Origin of the sequence: Streptomyces sp. NPDC002032, from assembly GCF_042890765.1 — a bacterium.
In the GTDB taxonomy this organism is placed as follows: domain Bacteria; phylum Actinomycetota; class Actinomycetes; order Streptomycetales; family Streptomycetaceae; genus Streptomyces.
Map to the genome: position 1 here is coordinate 371818 of NZ_JBIASM010000004.1, position 15244 is coordinate 387061.

The 15244-nt window shown below is 76.1% G+C and carries 14 protein-coding genes; 7 read left to right on the top strand and 7 right to left on the bottom strand.

What is annotated here, in order from left to right; genetic code table 11:
* The first annotated feature begins 63 nt into the window (after positions 1 to 63).
* From ACFYYT_RS13300 to ACFYYT_RS13310, 3 genes are read left to right on the top strand one after another with little or no spacing between them, the layout of a single operon-like run.
* Entirely contained in the window at positions 64 to 1050 is a 987-nt protein-coding gene (locus ACFYYT_RS13300) for an LGFP repeat-containing protein (RefSeq protein WP_388607811.1), read from the top strand.
* Between the two features lie 13 nt (positions 1051 to 1063).
* Positions 1064 to 2155, top strand: a complete 1092-nt coding sequence (locus tag ACFYYT_RS13305; protein WP_351831669.1) for a hypothetical protein — start codon at positions 1064 to 1066, stop codon at positions 2153 to 2155.
* 11 nt (positions 2156 to 2166) lie between these two features.
* Complete coding sequence (locus ACFYYT_RS13310; RefSeq protein WP_351831671.1) at positions 2167 to 3147, top strand: alpha/beta hydrolase family protein; 981 nt, start codon at positions 2167 to 2169, stop codon at positions 3145 to 3147.
* An 88-nt stretch (positions 3148 to 3235) separates the two neighbouring features.
* Here ACFYYT_RS13310 and ACFYYT_RS13315 read toward each other — a convergent pair whose 3' ends face one another.
* The 3 genes from ACFYYT_RS13315 to ACFYYT_RS13325 form a co-directional block, all read right to left on the bottom strand.
* Positions 3236 to 4543 carry an MFS transporter gene (locus tag ACFYYT_RS13315; RefSeq protein ID WP_351819870.1) on the bottom strand — a complete coding sequence of 436 codons (1308 nt, stop codon included), beginning with the start codon at positions 4541 to 4543 and terminating at the stop codon, positions 3236 to 3238.
* A complete protein-coding gene (locus tag ACFYYT_RS13320; RefSeq protein ID WP_351819873.1) occupies positions 4540 to 5637 on the bottom strand; it encodes a PLP-dependent cysteine synthase family protein in 1098 nt (365 codons plus the stop codon). Before ACFYYT_RS13320 ends, ACFYYT_RS13315 begins: the two co-directional genes overlap by 4 nt.
* Before the next feature lie 497 nt (positions 5638 to 6134).
* Positions 6135 to 6536, bottom strand: a complete 402-nt coding sequence (locus tag ACFYYT_RS13325; RefSeq protein WP_351819876.1) for a hypothetical protein — start codon at positions 6534 to 6536, stop codon at positions 6135 to 6137.
* A gap of 186 nt (positions 6537 to 6722) precedes the next feature.
* Between ACFYYT_RS13325 and ACFYYT_RS13330 the strand changes: the two genes are divergently transcribed.
* Positions 6723 to 7253: a DoxX family membrane protein gene (locus tag ACFYYT_RS13330; RefSeq protein WP_351819879.1), complete on the top strand. Its 531-nt coding sequence runs from the start codon at positions 6723 to 6725 to the stop codon at positions 7251 to 7253.
* An 88-nt stretch (positions 7254 to 7341) separates the two neighbouring features.
* Here the strand turns inward: ACFYYT_RS13330 and ACFYYT_RS13335 are convergent, their stop codons facing one another.
* From ACFYYT_RS13335 to ACFYYT_RS13350, 4 genes are all read right to left on the bottom strand, one after another.
* Positions 7342 to 7857, bottom strand: a complete 516-nt coding sequence (locus tag ACFYYT_RS13335; RefSeq protein WP_351819882.1) for a universal stress protein — start codon at positions 7855 to 7857, stop codon at positions 7342 to 7344.
* Positions 7858 to 8007: 150 nt separating this feature from the next.
* Entirely contained in the window at positions 8008 to 8391 is a 384-nt protein-coding gene (locus ACFYYT_RS13340; protein ID WP_351819885.1) for a pyridoxine 5'-phosphate oxidase C-terminal domain-containing protein, read from the bottom strand.
* Between the two features lie 270 nt (positions 8392 to 8661).
* Entirely contained in the window at positions 8662 to 10044 is a 1383-nt protein-coding gene (locus ACFYYT_RS13345) for a HAMP domain-containing sensor histidine kinase (protein WP_351820078.1), read from the bottom strand.
* 73 nt (positions 10045 to 10117) lie between these two features.
* A complete protein-coding gene (locus ACFYYT_RS13350) occupies positions 10118 to 10795 on the bottom strand; it encodes a response regulator transcription factor (RefSeq protein WP_351819888.1) in 678 nt (225 codons plus the stop codon).
* A 136-nt stretch (positions 10796 to 10931) separates the two neighbouring features.
* Between ACFYYT_RS13350 and ACFYYT_RS13355 the strand changes: the two genes are divergently transcribed.
* From ACFYYT_RS13355 to ACFYYT_RS13365, 3 genes are all read left to right on the top strand, one after another.
* Positions 10932 to 11504 carry a hypothetical protein gene (locus tag ACFYYT_RS13355; RefSeq protein WP_388607819.1) on the top strand — a complete coding sequence of 191 codons (573 nt, stop codon included), beginning with the start codon at positions 10932 to 10934 and terminating at the stop codon, positions 11502 to 11504.
* Between the two features lie 152 nt (positions 11505 to 11656).
* Complete coding sequence (locus ACFYYT_RS13360) at positions 11657 to 13753, top strand: SpoIIE family protein phosphatase (RefSeq protein WP_351819894.1); 2097 nt, start codon at positions 11657 to 11659, stop codon at positions 13751 to 13753.
* Positions 13754 to 13878: 125 nt separating this feature from the next.
* Positions 13879 to 15156 carry a ClC family H(+)/Cl(-) exchange transporter gene (locus tag ACFYYT_RS13365; protein WP_351819897.1) on the top strand — a complete coding sequence of 426 codons (1278 nt, stop codon included), beginning with the start codon at positions 13879 to 13881 and terminating at the stop codon, positions 15154 to 15156.
* Positions 15157 to 15244: the final 88 nt, after the last annotated feature.

Below are 15244 nucleotides of genomic sequence, written 5' to 3' on the forward strand. Positions count from 1 at the left end.
GTGCGTGGCGCAGCCGCAACACCCGCACGACGCGCGAGACGAAGCGCCGGACGACGGATCGCCGTGGTCCTCACCCTGGCCGCCGTATCCGCCCTGGCCGGGCCGGCCTGGGCCCAGCCCGCTCCGGTCATACCGGGCCCGCTCGGGCATCCCGCGACGGCCGAGATGTTCTGCGCGATACCCGCCGAGCGGGACATCGCCGTCACCCGCAAGGTGTACGAGGTCGGCCAGCGGCGGGGGGTGTCCGAGAAGGTGATGCTCGCCGGCTTCGAGACCGGCTGGGTCGAGTCCCGCATGAACAACCTGAACTGCGGTGACCGCGACTCGCTGGGCGTCTTCCAGCAGCGCCCCTCGCAGGGCTGGGGATCGCCCGAACAGATCATGGACGTCGACTACGCGGCGAACAAGTTCTTCGAGGTGGCCCAGCAGATGGAGCCCGGCAGGGAGGGCGGCAGTGCCGGCCAGCTCGCGCAGGCCGTCCAGCGCTCCGCCTATCCGGAGCGCTATGACCAGGCGGAGGGCCTCGCCCGGCAGATGCGCGACGAGGCCTTCTGGCCCTACGGCTCGATCGGCGCCAAGTACGGCGCCCTGGGCGGCCCCGACGGCCCCCTGGGCCCGCCGGTCCGCGCCGAGGAGGACGCCCTGCTCGGCGGGCGGTTCCAGGCGTTCCGCAACGGGATCGTGATCTGGCATCCGGATGCGGCGTTCGCGGTGTACGGGGACATCCTGGCGCGGTTCTGGGCGACGGACGCGGAGCGGCGCTGGGGGTTCCCGACGATGGACGAGGCGGAGGCGGGTCAGTCGCCGGGCGGGAGCCGGGGCCGGTTCCAGCTCTTCGAGCGGGGCCTGTTCCTGTGGTCGCAGCAGACGGGCGCGCACGTGGTGCACGGGGCGATCCAGGACGCGTTCCGTGCCAACGGCAATGAGCGCGCGCTCGGTTATCCGGTGACGGACGAGACGGACGAGGGCGCCGACGGCAAGGTCCAGAAGTTCCAGAACGCGCGGATCCACTGGAACCCGTCCAGGGGCACCTGGATCACCACCGACTGACCGGGAGACAGCCATGAGAGCGCCGAACCTCCAGCGCGTGACCGGGGCGATGGCACTGGCCCTGGCCGCCCTGGCGATGTCCTTCTCCGCGCCGCAGGCGGCGGTCGCGGCCGTGCCGGGCGGATCCGGCGCGGCCACCGGATCCGGCGCGGCCACCGCGGCCACCGCGGCCACCGCGGCCACCGCGGCCCGCGCGGCCGGCCGGCCCATCGGCCGGGGCGAGGTGATGGACCGGGCCTGGTCGTGGATCGCGGAGCAGGTGCCGTACAGCCAGAGCGGCTGCCACGAGAACCGGTTCGGCTGCTACCGGCCGGACTGCTCGGGGTACGTCTCGATGGCCTGGAACCTCGACTCGTCCCTGACCACCTGGACCCTGTGGAACGTCACCTCCGACATTCCCGCCGCCGAACTCCAGCCCGGTGACGCGCTGTTGCGCGATTCGGGCGGCACTGACCACGTCGCGCTCTTCGTCCGCTGGGCCGATGAGGCCCACACCCGGCCGGTGGTGCGCGAGACGTACGACTTCGGACACGTCCCCGAGGAACGGGTCTGGAACGACGGCCTGCGGGGGTTCACCCCCCGCCGCTACGACCAGCTGGACGACCTGATGCCCTACGGCTCGATCGGCGCGAAGTACGACGCCCTCGGCGGCGCCGGCGGCCCCCTCGGCCCGCCCGCGTCCGGTGAACGCGATTCGATGATGGGCGGGCGGTTCCAGGCGTTCCGCAACGGGATCGTGATCTGGCATCCGGATGCGGCGTTCGCGGTGTACGGGGACATCCTGGCGCGGTTCTGGGCGACGGACGCGGAGCGGCGCTGGGGGTTCCCGACGATGGACGAGGCGGAGGCGGGTCAGTCGCCGGGCGGGAGCCGGGGCCGGTTCCAGCTCTTCGAGCGGGGCCTGTTCCTGTGGTCGCAGCAGACGGGCGCGCACGTGGTGCACGGGGCGATCCAGGACGCGTTCCGCGCCAACGGCAATGAGCGCGCGCTCGGTTACCCGGTCACGGACGAGACGGACGAGGGCGCCGACGGCAAGGCCCAGAAGTTCCAGAACGCGACGATCCACTGGAACCCGTCCAGGGGCACGTGGATCACCACCAACTGATGGAGGAATTCGTGAGCGAGCACCACCCCACCCGCAGGAGCGTCCTGAGGTCAGCCGGCGGGCTCTCCGCCGCCCTGGCCCTCGGCGCGGGCGGAGTCCTCGCCTCCGCCGCGTCCGCCGCCGCGGTCGGCGACGCCGCCGGGCTGCACATCGTCGACCGCGGCGAGGGCGACCCCCGCATGTGGTACTACCGCTTCGCCACCAACGAGATCGGCTGGCAGCCCGCCGTCAACGTCCTGCTGCCCGACGACTACCACTACAGCGGCCGCACCTACCCCGTCCTCTACCTCCTGCACGGCGGGCTCCAGGACTTCATCACCTTCGACGTCGCCGGCGTCCGCGCCTGGACCGCGGGCAAGCCGATCATCGTGGTGATGCCCGACGGCGGACAGGCGGGCTGGTACTCCAACCCCGTCAGCAGCAACGTCGGCCCGCGCAACTGGGAGAGCTTCCACATCAACCAGCTGATCCCCTGGGTGGACGCGAACTTCCGCACCTTCGCCGAGTACGACGGCCGCGCCGTCTCCGGATTCTCGATGGGCGGCTTCGGCGCGCTGAAGTACGCGGCCAAGTACTGGGGCCACTTCGCCTCCGTCAGCTCCCACTCCGGCCCGGCCAGCGTGCGCCGCGACTTCGGCGCGGTGGTCCACTGGGCCAACCTCTCCGCCGGGGTCAAGGACCTGGCGGGCGGCACGATCTACGGGGCGCCCTGGGACGAGGCCCGGGTCACCGCGGACAACCCGGTCGAGCGGCTCGAAAGCTACCGCAACAAGCGGATCTTCCTGGTCGCGGGCACCAGCCCCGACCGCACCAACCCCTTCGACACCTTCAACGAGAACCAAGTGCTCGCCGGGCAGCGGGAGTTCCGCAGCCTCCTCGACCGCGCGGGGATCCCGCACGAGTCGTACGAGGAGCCCGGGGGGCACGCCATCCGCGACTACATGTTCATCCGCGACATCGACGGCATCATCGGCCGCCTCCGCCGGGCCTGACCCCCGGCCGAGTCCCTTGCGGAGCCCCGCCCGCCCACCGGCGGGCGGGGCTCCGGCGCCGCGGCCGGCCGGTCGGGCGGTCGGCCGGTCAGCCGGTCAGGGCCCCCGCCCGGGGTGCGGGCCGGGCGGGCGGGGCGAGGCGGCCCGTGCGGTGGAGTCCGTACAGCGCGGCCGAGCAGCCGAGGCCGAGGGTGAGGAGCGCCAGCCAGGGGAGCGCGGACATCCCGGCCGACCGGGCCGCGTCCAGCGCCGCCCCGGTCAGCAGGTTGCCGAGCGCGATGCCCACCCCGCACACCGTGTTGTAGAGCCCGTAGTGGGTGGCGACGAGCCGGTCCCCGCACAGCCGGACGATGGTGTCCATCTCGAAGGGGTACGCGACCATCGTCCCCACCGCCAGCAGCAGCGCGGCCAGGGCCGGGGGCCCGACGGCCAGCAGCCGCGCGGCGGGCCCCGAGTCCGCCGCGGGCAGCGCGGTGGCGGCCAGCAGCGGCACGAACGCCACCCCCATGGCCAGCAGCCCCCAGGCCAGCGCCCGGCCCGGCTCCATCCGCGCCTTGCACCAGGCGGTGACCCGCGTCTGGAACAGGATCGTGCTCAGCCCCGAGACGGCGAAGAGCACCGCCACCGAGGCCGTGCCGAAGGTGCCCTCTCCGCCGAGCCGCCGGACCTCCAGCGGCAGCGCCAGGTAGACCTGGAAGGTCAGCACGTACGAGCCGATCATGGCCAGCGAGAACAGCAGGAACGGCCGGTTGGCCAGGATCCGGCGCCACTGCGCGAACACGCCCTCGCGCGGGCCCGCCTGGGCCTCCCCGGTGTCGTTGCCCCGCCGGGCGGGCAGGACGCGGACCTGCACGATGCTCAGGACGGCGAAGGTCCCCGCCGCGACCAGGCAGGTGACCCGGAAGTCCACCCCCGTCAGCACCATCCCCACCAGCGGCCCCAGCAGGATGCCCGCCTGGTAGAAGACGTTGAACAGGGCGAACGCCTCCACGCGGCGCTCACCCGCGTCGGCCGCCAGGTACGCCCGGGTGGCCGGGTTGAACAGGGCACCGGCCAGACCCGTCGCGGCGGACGCGGCCAGCAGCGCGGGCACCGAGTCGACCAGCCCCAGCGTCGCGAACCCGGCGACGCGCAGCACCAGCCCGGCGATGATCATCGGCTTGTAGCCGAGCCGGTCGGCGAGCGTGCCGCCGATCAGGAACATGCCCTGCTGGCTGAAGTTGCGCACCCCGAGGATCAGCCCGACGGTCCACCCGGCCAGGCCCAGCGGCCCGGCCAGGTGCGAGGCCAGGTAGGGCATGAGCATGTAGAAGCCGAGATTGATGGTGAACTGGTTCACCATCAGCAGCTGGACGCTGCGCTCGTACGTACGGACCTGCGCGATCGTGCCCCTCATCGGCCCTGCCCCCGCGCCCCGTGCGCGGCCAGCGGATCCACCACGGCCGCGCACCGCGTCCAGCGGGTGACCTCCCGCTCGTCCAGCCGGCCGATCTCGTCCGGTTCGTCGGCGGGCGGGGCGTCCAGCAGGCCGTGCGCGGCGCAGTAGTCGTCGTCGTACACGGTGCCGAGGTAGCGCTGCGGCCCGTCCGGGAACACCGCCGCGATGCGGGTGTCGGCGGGCAGCGTACGGGCCAGCCAGCCGGCCACCAGCGCGACCGCGCCCACGCTCCAGCCGCCGGCGGCGTAGTGCGAGGCCGCCAGTTGCCGGCAGGCCCACACGGACTCGCCCGGCGCGACCCAGTGCACCTCCGAGAACTGCTCGTACGCGACGTTGCGCGGGTAGATGCTGGAGCCGAGGCCGCGCATCAGCCGGGTCCGGGCGGGCTGCCCGAAGATGGTGGAGCCCACGGTGTCGACCCCCACCAGCTTCAGGCCGGGGCAGAGTTGCCGCAGGACGCGCGAGATGCCCGCCGAGTGCCCGCCGGTGCCGACGCTGCACACCAGGACGTCGATGTGACCCAGCTCGTTGGCCAGTTCGAGGGCCAGCGGGGTGTACGCGGTGGTGTTGTCGGGGTTGTTGTACTGGTCCGGGCACCACGAGCCGGGATGGCGCCCCATCAGCTCGGTGACGCGGTCCCGGCGGGCCTGCTGCCAGCCGCCGGTGGGGTGGGGTTCGGTGACGAGGTCGACCCGGGCCCCGTACGCCGTCAGCAGCCGGGTCATCGACGGCTCCAGCCCGGGGTCGGTGACGAGGGTGACGGGGTGCCCGTAGACCATGCCGGCCAAGGCCAGTCCGAGCCCGAGGGTGCCGCTGGTCGACTCGATGATCCGGCCCCCCGGCCGCAGGTCCCCCCGGGCCCGCGCGCGTTCGACCATGTGCAGGCCCGGACGGTCCTTGATGCCGCCCGGGTTGAAGCCCTCCAGCTTCGCCCAGAACCCGCGCCCCGCCGGGGCGAGGGGCTGCGACACGCGCAGGAGGGGAGTGTTGCCGACCAGCCCGGACAGGGTGGTGCGGGAGGAGTGGGTCACGTCGGTGGCGGGAGGATGCATCGTTCCGCTCTCGTTCGGTGGTGCGTCGGGTGGTCGATCGTGCGGATGCCGGGCCCGGGCGGGAGGGGGGTCCGTCCGGTGGGCGTGCGTCAGCCGTTGCGAAGGGAACTACGGGAGCCGACTAGAGCCGCCGTGGACGCGCACTGGTCGGAGCGGGGCGCCCGGAACGGCCCGGTGGGACCCTTTTGCCGCCCCCGCGACGGCGCCGGTACGCGCCGTTGCGCCCCGTATGACCCGTGGGCGCCGGGCGCCCCAAGGCCCGCGGGGCCCCGAGGGCCGGGTCCGGGCGGCGGCGCGGTCGGAGCCCCGCCCCGCACCCGGATGCGGCGGCCCTTCAGGCACCGTCGGCCGGGACTGCGGCGCGGCTCCAGCGCCCCACGACCCGGACCCGACGCCTCCGTGCCGCCCCCGCCGGGCCGGCGGACGTACGGGAGGGAGGGAGGGGAGGGGAGGGGAGGGGAGGGAGGGGAGGGAGGGGAGGGTCCGGGAGGGCCGGCCTAGATCCGCAGGACCGCCACGGCCGCCGGGCGGCCCGGAGCCGAGCGGGACGCGCCGGGCCGGTCGGGCCCGGACGGCCCGCCGTCCCCCTCGGCGGCGCACCGGGTGACGGATCCGGACGGCGGGGCGGGCGGGGCGTCCACGACGGAGCCCTGACGGGGCGGCACGGGCGCGCACTCGTCCGCCGGTCCGCCGGCGCCGGGGCCGCTCACGGAGGCGGCCGCCGGGAGGGAGACCACCACGGCCGCCGGTACGGGCGCGGGCGGCGCGGCGGCGCCCGTCGCGTGGGCGCCGTGCGTACAGATCAGGCCCAGGAGCAGCAGGGCCAGCCCGAGCAGCTCCAGCAGACCCGCCGCGAGACGGGCCGGCGGCGGCGGATGCTGCGCGCGGGCGGTGAGCACGCGCCGATGGTAGCCCCCCGGGAAGCGCGTGACGGGCCGTCGGCCGGGTGAAGCGTGGCGGGCGGAGCAGCCGTGACGCCCGTACGGCGGATCTGTGCCCCGGCGCCGGGGCGGCGGCGCCGCCGGTGGATACCCATACGGGGACCATCGTCCGCCCGTCCGCCCAGCCTCCCCGGGAGACCCTCCATGACCTGTAGCAACCGTCGCGACCTCGCCCTGCTGGCCCTCCGTACCGGAACGGGTGCGGTGCTCATCGCCCACGGGGCGCAGAAGCTGTTCGGCTGGTTCGGCGGCGCGGGGCTGGCCGGAACGGCGGCCGCGATGGAACACATGGGGTTCACGCCCGGCCGGGAGAGCGCGATCGCCGCGGGTCTGGGCGAGGCGGGCGGCGGGGCGCTGCTCGTGCTGGGCCTGGCCACCCCGGCGGCGGGCGCCGCTGCGGCCGGGGCGATGGCGGGAGCGGTGGCCGTGCACGCCCCGGCCGGGTTCTTCGCCCAGAGCGGCGGCTTCGAGTACCCGGCCTTCCTCGGGTTCACCGCGGCGGCCGTCGGTCTCGCGGGGGCGGGCCGGTACTCCGTCGACCACGCCACCGGCCATGTCTTCGACCGGCCGTGGATGGTGGCGCTGGCCTTCGCGGGCAGCGCCGCGGCCGCCGCCGCGGTCGTCACCAAGCGGGCCCGCGCGCAGGCGCGGCGGGAGGAAGCGCAGGAGGAGTGAGCGCGTCCGCCCGGCCCGCGCCCCCGCGCGCCCCCGCGCGCCTCCCCGCGCCCCTGCCCCCCGGGCCGTGGGCGGAGGGGCGGGCGGGTCATTCCGTCAGTTCGCGGGCGTCCAGCGGGACGTGCCACGCGCCCCGCCGTCGTACGGCCTCCAGCGTGGCCTGGAGCGGGCTCGGCGGGACGGTCAGCACGGGGCAGGGCGCGTGCGCCAGGCAGTACCGGGCCACCGAGGGCCGCAGCGCGCCCAGCAGTCCGCCGCGGGAGCCCGCGCCGACCACGAGCAGGTCGTCGCCGTCCCGGGCGGCGTCGACCAGCACGGCCCCGGGCGTACCCCGGACCGCCTGACCGGCGAGGACGACCCCCGGGCCGGCCGCCCCGAAGGCCCGGTCCAGGGCCTGCCGCAGCCGTTCGACCGCCGCCGCCCGGCAGACGGGGTACAGGACGTCGGCGCAGGCCGTACGGGAGCCCGGGCCGCCGCCCGGCGCCTGCCAGGCCAGCACCGCCCACAGCTCCGCCCGCCGCGCGCGGGCCTCGGCCGCCGCCCGGTGCAGGGCCGTCAGGCTCCCCGTACTCCCGCTCACGCCCACCACCACGCGTCGTCGCACCGCCGGCCCTCCCCATCGATCCGCGCCGTCTCCCGTCGTACGGCCGCCGTCCTCCATTCAACGGCGGCCGCGGCGGGCCGTCCGTCAGAGATCCGTAGGAACCCGGCGCCCGGCCGTCAAGGTCCCGTCAGGGGCCCGGGCGGCCGGACGCTACGACCACAGCGGGAAGCGGTCCCAGCCGTCGCCGGCCCGCTCGTGGCGCAGACGGATGTGGACGCGGCTCTCGGCGGCCTGCCAGAACTCGACGGCGTCCGGGGCGAGGGTGTGGAGCGTCCACGCCGGGTCGACGGGCGAGGCCCGCGCCTTCGCCAGGTCCCGGTCGCGCTCGGCGGCCTCCGTCAGGTACCGGCTCTGACGGGCCGGCAGGGACTCGGCCCGGGCCGTCACGGAGCGCCCCGGGAAGTCGGCGGCGCCGTCCTCGGCCGATCCCGGGGTCACCCGCCCGCGGATGCGCACCTGGCGCCCGTGCTCGGCCCAGCAGAAGGTGAGCGCGGCCCTCGGGTGGCGGGCGAGCTGCCCGCCCTTGGGGCTCAAGGCGTGGCAGGCGGCTGCCGGCCGGCGCCGGATCGAAGCGCGGCAGCGGCCCGGCGAACACCTCCAGCCCGCGCAGCCACCGACGAGTGCCGTCCACGTGCCTCGCGCCCGCTGTCATCCCCAGCTCCTGCGGACCCCGACCGACCGAGCCGCATCCTTGAAGGCGGTTCCGTACCTCACCTCGCACATGCTTGTCCGAATGGCCGAGAAGCTCGCAGACGAGGACCGGGAGGATGTGTGCCGGACCGCCCCGCCGGTGCCCGCCGCCCGTCAGCCAGCGGCGGCGGCGCGCGCGGGCGCGACGGGCAGCCGTACCACCAGCCGCGCCCCGCGCGGGGAGTCCTCGGCCGTCAGGGTGCCGCCGTGGTGCGCGGTCAGGTCGCGGGCGATGGCCAGCCCCAGCCCGGCGCCGCCGTGGTCGCGGCTGCGGGCGTCGTCGAGGCGGGCGAAGCGCTCGAACACCCGCTCCCGGTCCGCCGGGGCGATGCCGGGGCCGTCGTCGCGGACCTCCAGGACGGCCGTCCGCGCGTCCGGTCCGCCCGTGACGCCCAAGGTCACCTCCACCTGCCCGTCGGCGAACCGCTGCGCGTTGTCGAGGAGGTTGGTGACCACCCGGGTCAGCCACAGTCCACTGCCCTCCACCGCCACCCCCGCCGCCAGGGAGCTCCGTACGGGGACCCGGTCGCCCAGGCGCGCGGCCACGGCGTCGCCCACCACCTCCCCCAGGTCCAGCCGGACCGCCGCCACCGGCTGAGCGGCGTCGATGCGGGCCAGCAGCAGCAGGTCGGAGGCGAGCTGCTGGAGCCGTTCGACGTCCTCCAGCGCCCCGCCGATCAGCTCCGGCCACAGCTGCGGGTCCCGGACCGCCAGGGCCACCTCCAGCTGGGTGCGCAGCACCGTGATCGGGCTGCGCAGCTCGTGCGAGGCGTCGGCGATGAACCGGCGCTGACGGATCCCGGAGGATTCCAGCCGGTCCAGGGTGGTGTTCACCGTCTCGGCCAGCCGGGCCACCTCGTCGCGGGTCGGCGGCACCGGCACCCGGCGGTGCAGGCCGCGGTCGGAGATCGCGGCGACCTCCGCCCGGATCGCCTCGACGGGCCGCAGGGCGCGCCCGGTCACCCGCCAGGTGACCAGGCCGACGGTGGCCAGGAGCAGCGGCCCGCCGGCCACGAGGGCGGCCGTGGTGGTGTCGTCGGCGGCGTCCACGTCGCGCAGCGAGGTCCCCACGAAGACGGAGACCAGCCCCTGCGGGGTCTGGGTCGTCACCTCCACCACCCGCTGGCGGTGCTCGCCGCCGACCGGGCGGATCCGCCAGGTGTGGAAGGAGGTGCCGGGGCGCAGCGGCGCGGCGGGTGCCAGCGCGGGCAGGCCCGCCAGGTTCGGGGTGGCCCGCAGCACCCGGCCGCGGGCGTTCACCACCTGGACGAAGTCCGCCCCCCGGGTGGCCGGCCGCATCAGGTCGAGGTCCCCGGCCGCCGCCAGCCGGGCCACCGTCTGCGCCTGCTGGGCGGCGTCCCGTTCGGCGTTGCGCAGCAGGTTCCCCTCCAGCAGCGCGAGCAGGGCGAAGGAGGCCACGGCCAGCGCCGCAGCCACCACGAGGACGGCGGCCGCGGTGGCCCGGGCCCGGACGGTGGTGGGCCACCACCGCCGCAGCGGCAGCCGCGCGGGTGGTCGCGGCGCGCGGGCGCGCACGGCCCGCAGGGCGCGCCGGAGCCGGGGCACGGGCTCAGCCACCGTCGGCCGCCAGCCGGTAGCCCGCGCCGCGCACCGTCTCCAGCGCGGCCCGGCCGAACGGCGCGTCGATTTTCCGGCGCACCGCGCTGACGTGCACCTCGACGACGTTCGGATCGCCGTCGAAGGCGCTGTCCCACACCTGCTCCAGGATCTCCCGCTTGGGCACCACCTCGCCCGGCCGCCGGGCGAGGTACTCCAGCACCGCGAACTCCCGGGCGGTCAGCCGGATCTCGGTGCCGGCCCGGGAGCAGAGGTGGCGCGCCGGGTCCAGGGTCAGGTCGCCGAAGGTCATGGACCGCGGTTCGCGGCGGCCCGTACGGCGGCCCAGGGCGCGCAGCCGGGCGACGAGGACGAGGTAGGAGAAGGGCTTGGAGAGGAAGTCGTCGGCGCCGGTGTCCAGGGCCTCCGCTTCGTCGTACTCGCCGTCCTTGGCGGTGAGCATGAGGATCCCGGCCTCGTTGCCGGCCGCGCGCAGCCGGGAGCAGACCCGGTAGCCGTTCAGCCCGGGCAGCATGATGTCGAGGACGACGAGGTCGTAGTCGTGCTCGGAGGCCAGCCACAGCCCCTGGAGGCCGTCGTGGGCCACGTCCACGGTGAACCCCTCGGACTGGAGCCCCCGCTGCAGGGCCAGGGCCAGCCGCCGTTCGTCCTCCACCACCAGTACGCGCATGGGGACCAGGGTCTCAGGCGCGGCCGGCGGCCGGCTGAAGAGGTCTTCAGGCGGCTTCAGGTGGGCTTCAGCAAGCGCTCGGCATGCTCGGGGGCGAGCCGGGTGCGGTGCCCGGCTGCCTCTGAGGAGTTCCCGTATGTCTGAGTCCTTCCCGCAGTCCGACCCGTCCCAGCGGCCCGAGGGCGGTGCCGGCGGGCGCAAGCGCCTGGGCCGGGTGCTTCCCCGAGGCCGGGGCGCCCGCTGGGCAGCCGCGGGCGTGGCGGCCGCGGTGATCGTCGGGGGCGGGGCGGCGGCCGTCGCCGTGGCCGAGCACCACGAGGGACACGGCCGCAAGGAGGCCCGCGCCGCCGGACCCGGGGCGCCCGGGCACGAGCGCGCCGGCCACCGGGGCGCGGGGGAGCGCAAGGCGCCGGGGCCGGCCGGCCCCGAGGTCCGCGACGGCGCCGGCGCGCTCGGCGGCGCCCGCAAGAAGGCAGCGGCGCCCGCGCCGCTGCCCTCGCTCGCCATCGGCCAGGCCGCGGAGAAGGCGGCGGGCGCGGTGCCGGGCGGCAAGGTCGAGTCCCTGCGCGCGGTGGCCCAGGAGGGCGGCGGCGGCGCGTGGCGCGCGGTGGTCCTCGGTCAGGACGGCGTCCGCCACGCGGTCATCGTCTCCGGCGCGGACGGCACGATCACCGGCAACACCCCCCTGAACACCCCCCGAGTGCGCTAACCGCTGCCCCACCCGCCTCACCTGGCTCTCAGGCCCCGCTGCCCCCGGCCCGCGCGGCGCGCGTTCCCGGCCTGCCCGTCCCGGCCCGGGCGGGCAGAATGAAGGGAACGTGCTCCGCCTCCGGCGCGGACACAGGGCAGAGGAGGCCGCCGGTGCTGCCGTCGGATCAGCCGGAGGAGGCGCGGGCTCGCGGTCCGATCCGGTCCGAGCCCGGCTCCCTGCTGGAACACGTGGCCGTGGCCGTCTTCGGCATCGACGAGGAGGGCCTGGTCCGCTACTGGGGCCCGGGCGCACAGGACCTCTTCGGCCACGCGGCGCCGGACGTCCTCTCCCGCCCCGCGGCCCGCCTCTTCCCCGCCGGCCCGGGCCCCGCCGGCCCCGCCGCCGCCCCGGGCCCCGCCGAGCGGCTGGCCGAGCGGGCCCGGACGCTCGGGTACTGGCGGGTGCGGCTGCCGGTCCTGCACCGGGACGGGAGCGTCTTCGACTGCGGGTTCCGCGTCTTCCCGGTGACCGGCCCCACCGGCGGGTCCGTCGTCATGGGCCTGGTCAGCAAGGGCGAGGAGCTCGACCGGGTCAAGACGAACCTCGCCTTCCTCGACGCCCTCTTCGAGACCTGCCCCATCGGCCTCGTCATGCTCGACGAGGACCTGCGCTACGTGCACCTCAACCAGGTGCTGGCCGACATGGACGGCATGTCCGTCCGGGACCACCTCGGCCGCAGCGCCACCGAGGTCATGATCACCTCCGACGGCGGCGAGTTCGAGGGCATGCTCCGCGCCGTCGCCGACGAGGGCACCCCCCTGGTCGGCGCCCTGGTCGGCCTGCGCACCCCGGGCCGCCCGGACCGGGACCAGGTGCGCTCCGTGAGCTTCTTCCCCCTCACCCGCGCCGTCGGCACCGACCCCGGCGTGGGCGGACTGCTGGTGGACGTCACCGACCGCGAGCGGGCCCTCCTGGAGGCGACGGCCGCCCGCCAGCGCCTCGACCTGCTCGACCGGGCCGCCGCCCGCATCGGCACCACCCTCGACGTGGACACCACCGCCCGGGAACTGGTGGCCGTCGCCGTGCCGGAGTTCGGCGACGCCTCCGTCGTGGAGCTGGTGGAGTGGCTGGACCCCGACCGCCCCTTCGACCCGCGCCTGCCCCTCTTCACCCGCCGGATCGCCGCCACGACCACGCTCCCGCCGCCCGCCGACGAGCTCGTCGGCGGGCTCGACCGGGTCGAGTACCCGCCGGGCTCCAGCATCCACCACGTCCTCAGCACGGGCCGGCCGCTCTGCGTCCTCGTCGACGAGGACTTCACCAGCCGCACCGTCGTCCACCGCGAGCGCGCCCGGCTGCTCCTCCACAGCGGCCTGGCCGCCATCGTCCTCGCCCCGCTCGTGGCCCGCGGCACCGTCCAGGGCATCGCCATGTTCGGCCGGTCGTCCGCCCGCCCCGCCTTCACCGAACAGGACCTCAGCCTGGCCGGCGAACTCGCCTCCCGCGCCGCCCTCTGCCTGGACAACGCGCGCCTCTACAGCCGGGTCCAGGACATCGCCCTCACCCTCCAGCGCGCCCTGCTGCCCAACGCCCTCGCGGTCAGCCCCCACCTCACCGTCGCCCACCGCTACCTCCCCGGCAGCCGGGCCAGCGAGGTCGGCGGCGACTGGTACGACGTCATCAACCTGCCCGGCGACCGGGTCGCCCTCGTCGTCGGCGACGTCATGGGCCACGGCGTGCCGGCCGCCGCCTCGATGGGGCGGCTGCGCATCACGGCCAAGGCCCTGGCCCGGCACGGCCCGGAACCGGAGGACCTGCTCGCCGAACTCGACCTCTGCGCCCGTGAGTCCGGCATCGAGCTGGCCACCTGCCTCTACGTGGTCCACGACCCGCACACCGGCTGCGCCCGGATCGCCGGGGCCGGCCACCCCCCGCTGCTGGTGCGCCATCCGGACGGCACCGTCGAAACCGTCGGCGACGGCCTCGGCGTCCCGCTCGGGGTCGGCGGCATCCCCTTCCGCTCGATCAGCACCCACCTGCCCGAGGGCGCCGTCCTGGCCCTCTACACCGACGGGCTGATCGAGGCGCGCGGCCACGACATCGACACCGGACTGACCGCCCTGCGCACCGAGCTGGGCCGCGCCGAGGGCTCGTTGGAAGAGATGGCGGACCACGTCCTGAGGGCCCTGCTGCCCGATGCCCCGACCGACGACACCGTCCTGGTCCTCGCCCGGATCCACGCCGCGACCCCGCCCGGCCCGGCCTGAGGCCGGGGAGACCCGCTCCGCCGGCCGGGCCGGGCGGGGGACGGCTACGGCGAGGTGCGCCGGGACCGGGGCGCCGGGGGTGCAGGCTCGGCGGACGTTCCCGTGCGGCCTGGTGGAGGCAGATCGTGCCCGGTGTGCGCTCAGGCGGCCGCGTGTTCCTCGTCGCGGCGCTGGCCGGCTCGCTGGCCGGGCTGGTCGGCGGCGGCTTCCGCTGGTGCCTGCGGCAGGCCGACAGGCTGCGCGGGGAGGTCCTGGAGGCCGCCGCCGGTCTGGGGCCGGCGGGCTGGATGGTGCCGGTCGCCCTCACCGCGCTGGGGGCGGCCCTGGCGTGCGCGATCGCCCGGTCGGTCCCGCACGCGGCGGGCAGCGGCATCCCGCACGTGGAGGCCGTGTGGCGGCAGGAGTCCGAGGCACACCCGCTCCTGCTGCTGCCGGCGAAGTTCTTCGGCGGCCTGGTCGCGATCGGCTCGGGCCTGGTCCTGGGGCGCGAGGGCCCCCTCGTCCACATGGGCGCGGCGATCGGCTCCCTGGCCGGCCGCCGCGCCCGGCTCGGTGCCGAGGACGCCCGTCTGCTGTACGCCGCGCTCGGCGGGGCGGGGCTCGCGGCGGCGTTCGCCGCTCCGCTGGGCGGGCTGCTGTTCGTCTGCGAGGAGGTGACCCGCACGATCAGGCCCCGGCTGGTGCTGCTGACCCTCGTCGCCGCGGTCACCGCCGTGGTCTGCTCGCGGCTCGTCGTGGGCGGCGGCCCCGTGTTCCCGGTACCGGACCTCGCCGTCCCGCCCCTGTGGATGCTGCCGGTGTTCCTGCTGTTCGGCGTGACGGCGGGGGCGCTGGGCGCCGCCTACAGCGCCCTGGTCGTCGGCACGCTGAACGCGTGCGACCGGCTGACCCGGGTGCCGCTCATCGCCCGGGCCGCCGCCATCGGGGCCGTGGTCGGCGCCCTGATGGCTGCCGATCCGCTGCTTGCGGGCGGCGGCGACCCGCTGAGCGAGCGGCTGCTGGCGGGCGGCGGCATGACGGCGGGGGCGCTGGTGGTGTACCTCGCCGTCCGGTTCGTGGCGGGCCCCCTCAGCTACGCGGCCGCGACGCCGGGCGGGCTGTTCGCCCCGCTGCTGGCCCTGGGAGCCCTGTGGGGAGCGCTCGCCCAGGCGCTGGCCTCCCCGTTCCTGCCGGCCGGCACCGGGGGCCCGGTCCCGTTCGCGGTGGTGGGCATGGCGGCCCTGTTCACCGGGGTGGTACGGGCGCCGCTGACGGGCGTCGTCCTGGTGGTGGAGATGACGGACGCCGCGGTGCTCGTGCTCCCGCTGCTGATCGCCTGTTTCGCCGCGCACGTGACGGCGGCCCGGTGCGAGAGCGAGCCCCTCTACGACAGCCTGCGGCGCCGGATGCTGCAACGCCCTTGACAGTGACCGGCGTTGCGGCGCCCGCTGCCACCGGGCCGGGCCGGGCCGGGCCGGGCCGGGCCGGCGATGCGGGGCGCCCGGGCTCCGG

Bases quoted from the DNA above. Each gene is read 5' to 3' on its own strand.
- ACFYYT_RS13350 (WP_351819888.1), bottom strand. From the start codon at position 10,795: ATGCGCGTACTGGTGGTGGAGGACGAACGGCGGCTGGCCCTGGCCCTG.
- ACFYYT_RS13315 (WP_351819870.1), bottom strand. From the start codon at position 4,543: ATGAGGGGCACGATCGCGCAGGTCCGTACGTACGAGCGCAGCGTCCAG.
- ACFYYT_RS13355 (WP_388607819.1), top strand. From the start codon at position 10,932: ATGTCTGAGTCCTTCCCGCAGTCCGACCCGTCCCAGCGGCCCGAGGGC.
- ACFYYT_RS13320 (WP_351819873.1), bottom strand. From the start codon at position 5,637: ATGCATCCTCCCGCCACCGACGTGACCCACTCCTCCCGCACCACCCTG.
- ACFYYT_RS13330 (WP_351819879.1), top strand. From the start codon at position 6,723: ATGACCTGTAGCAACCGTCGCGACCTCGCCCTGCTGGCCCTCCGTACC.
- ACFYYT_RS13305 (WP_351831669.1), top strand. From the start codon at position 1,064: ATGAGAGCGCCGAACCTCCAGCGCGTGACCGGGGCGATGGCACTGGCC.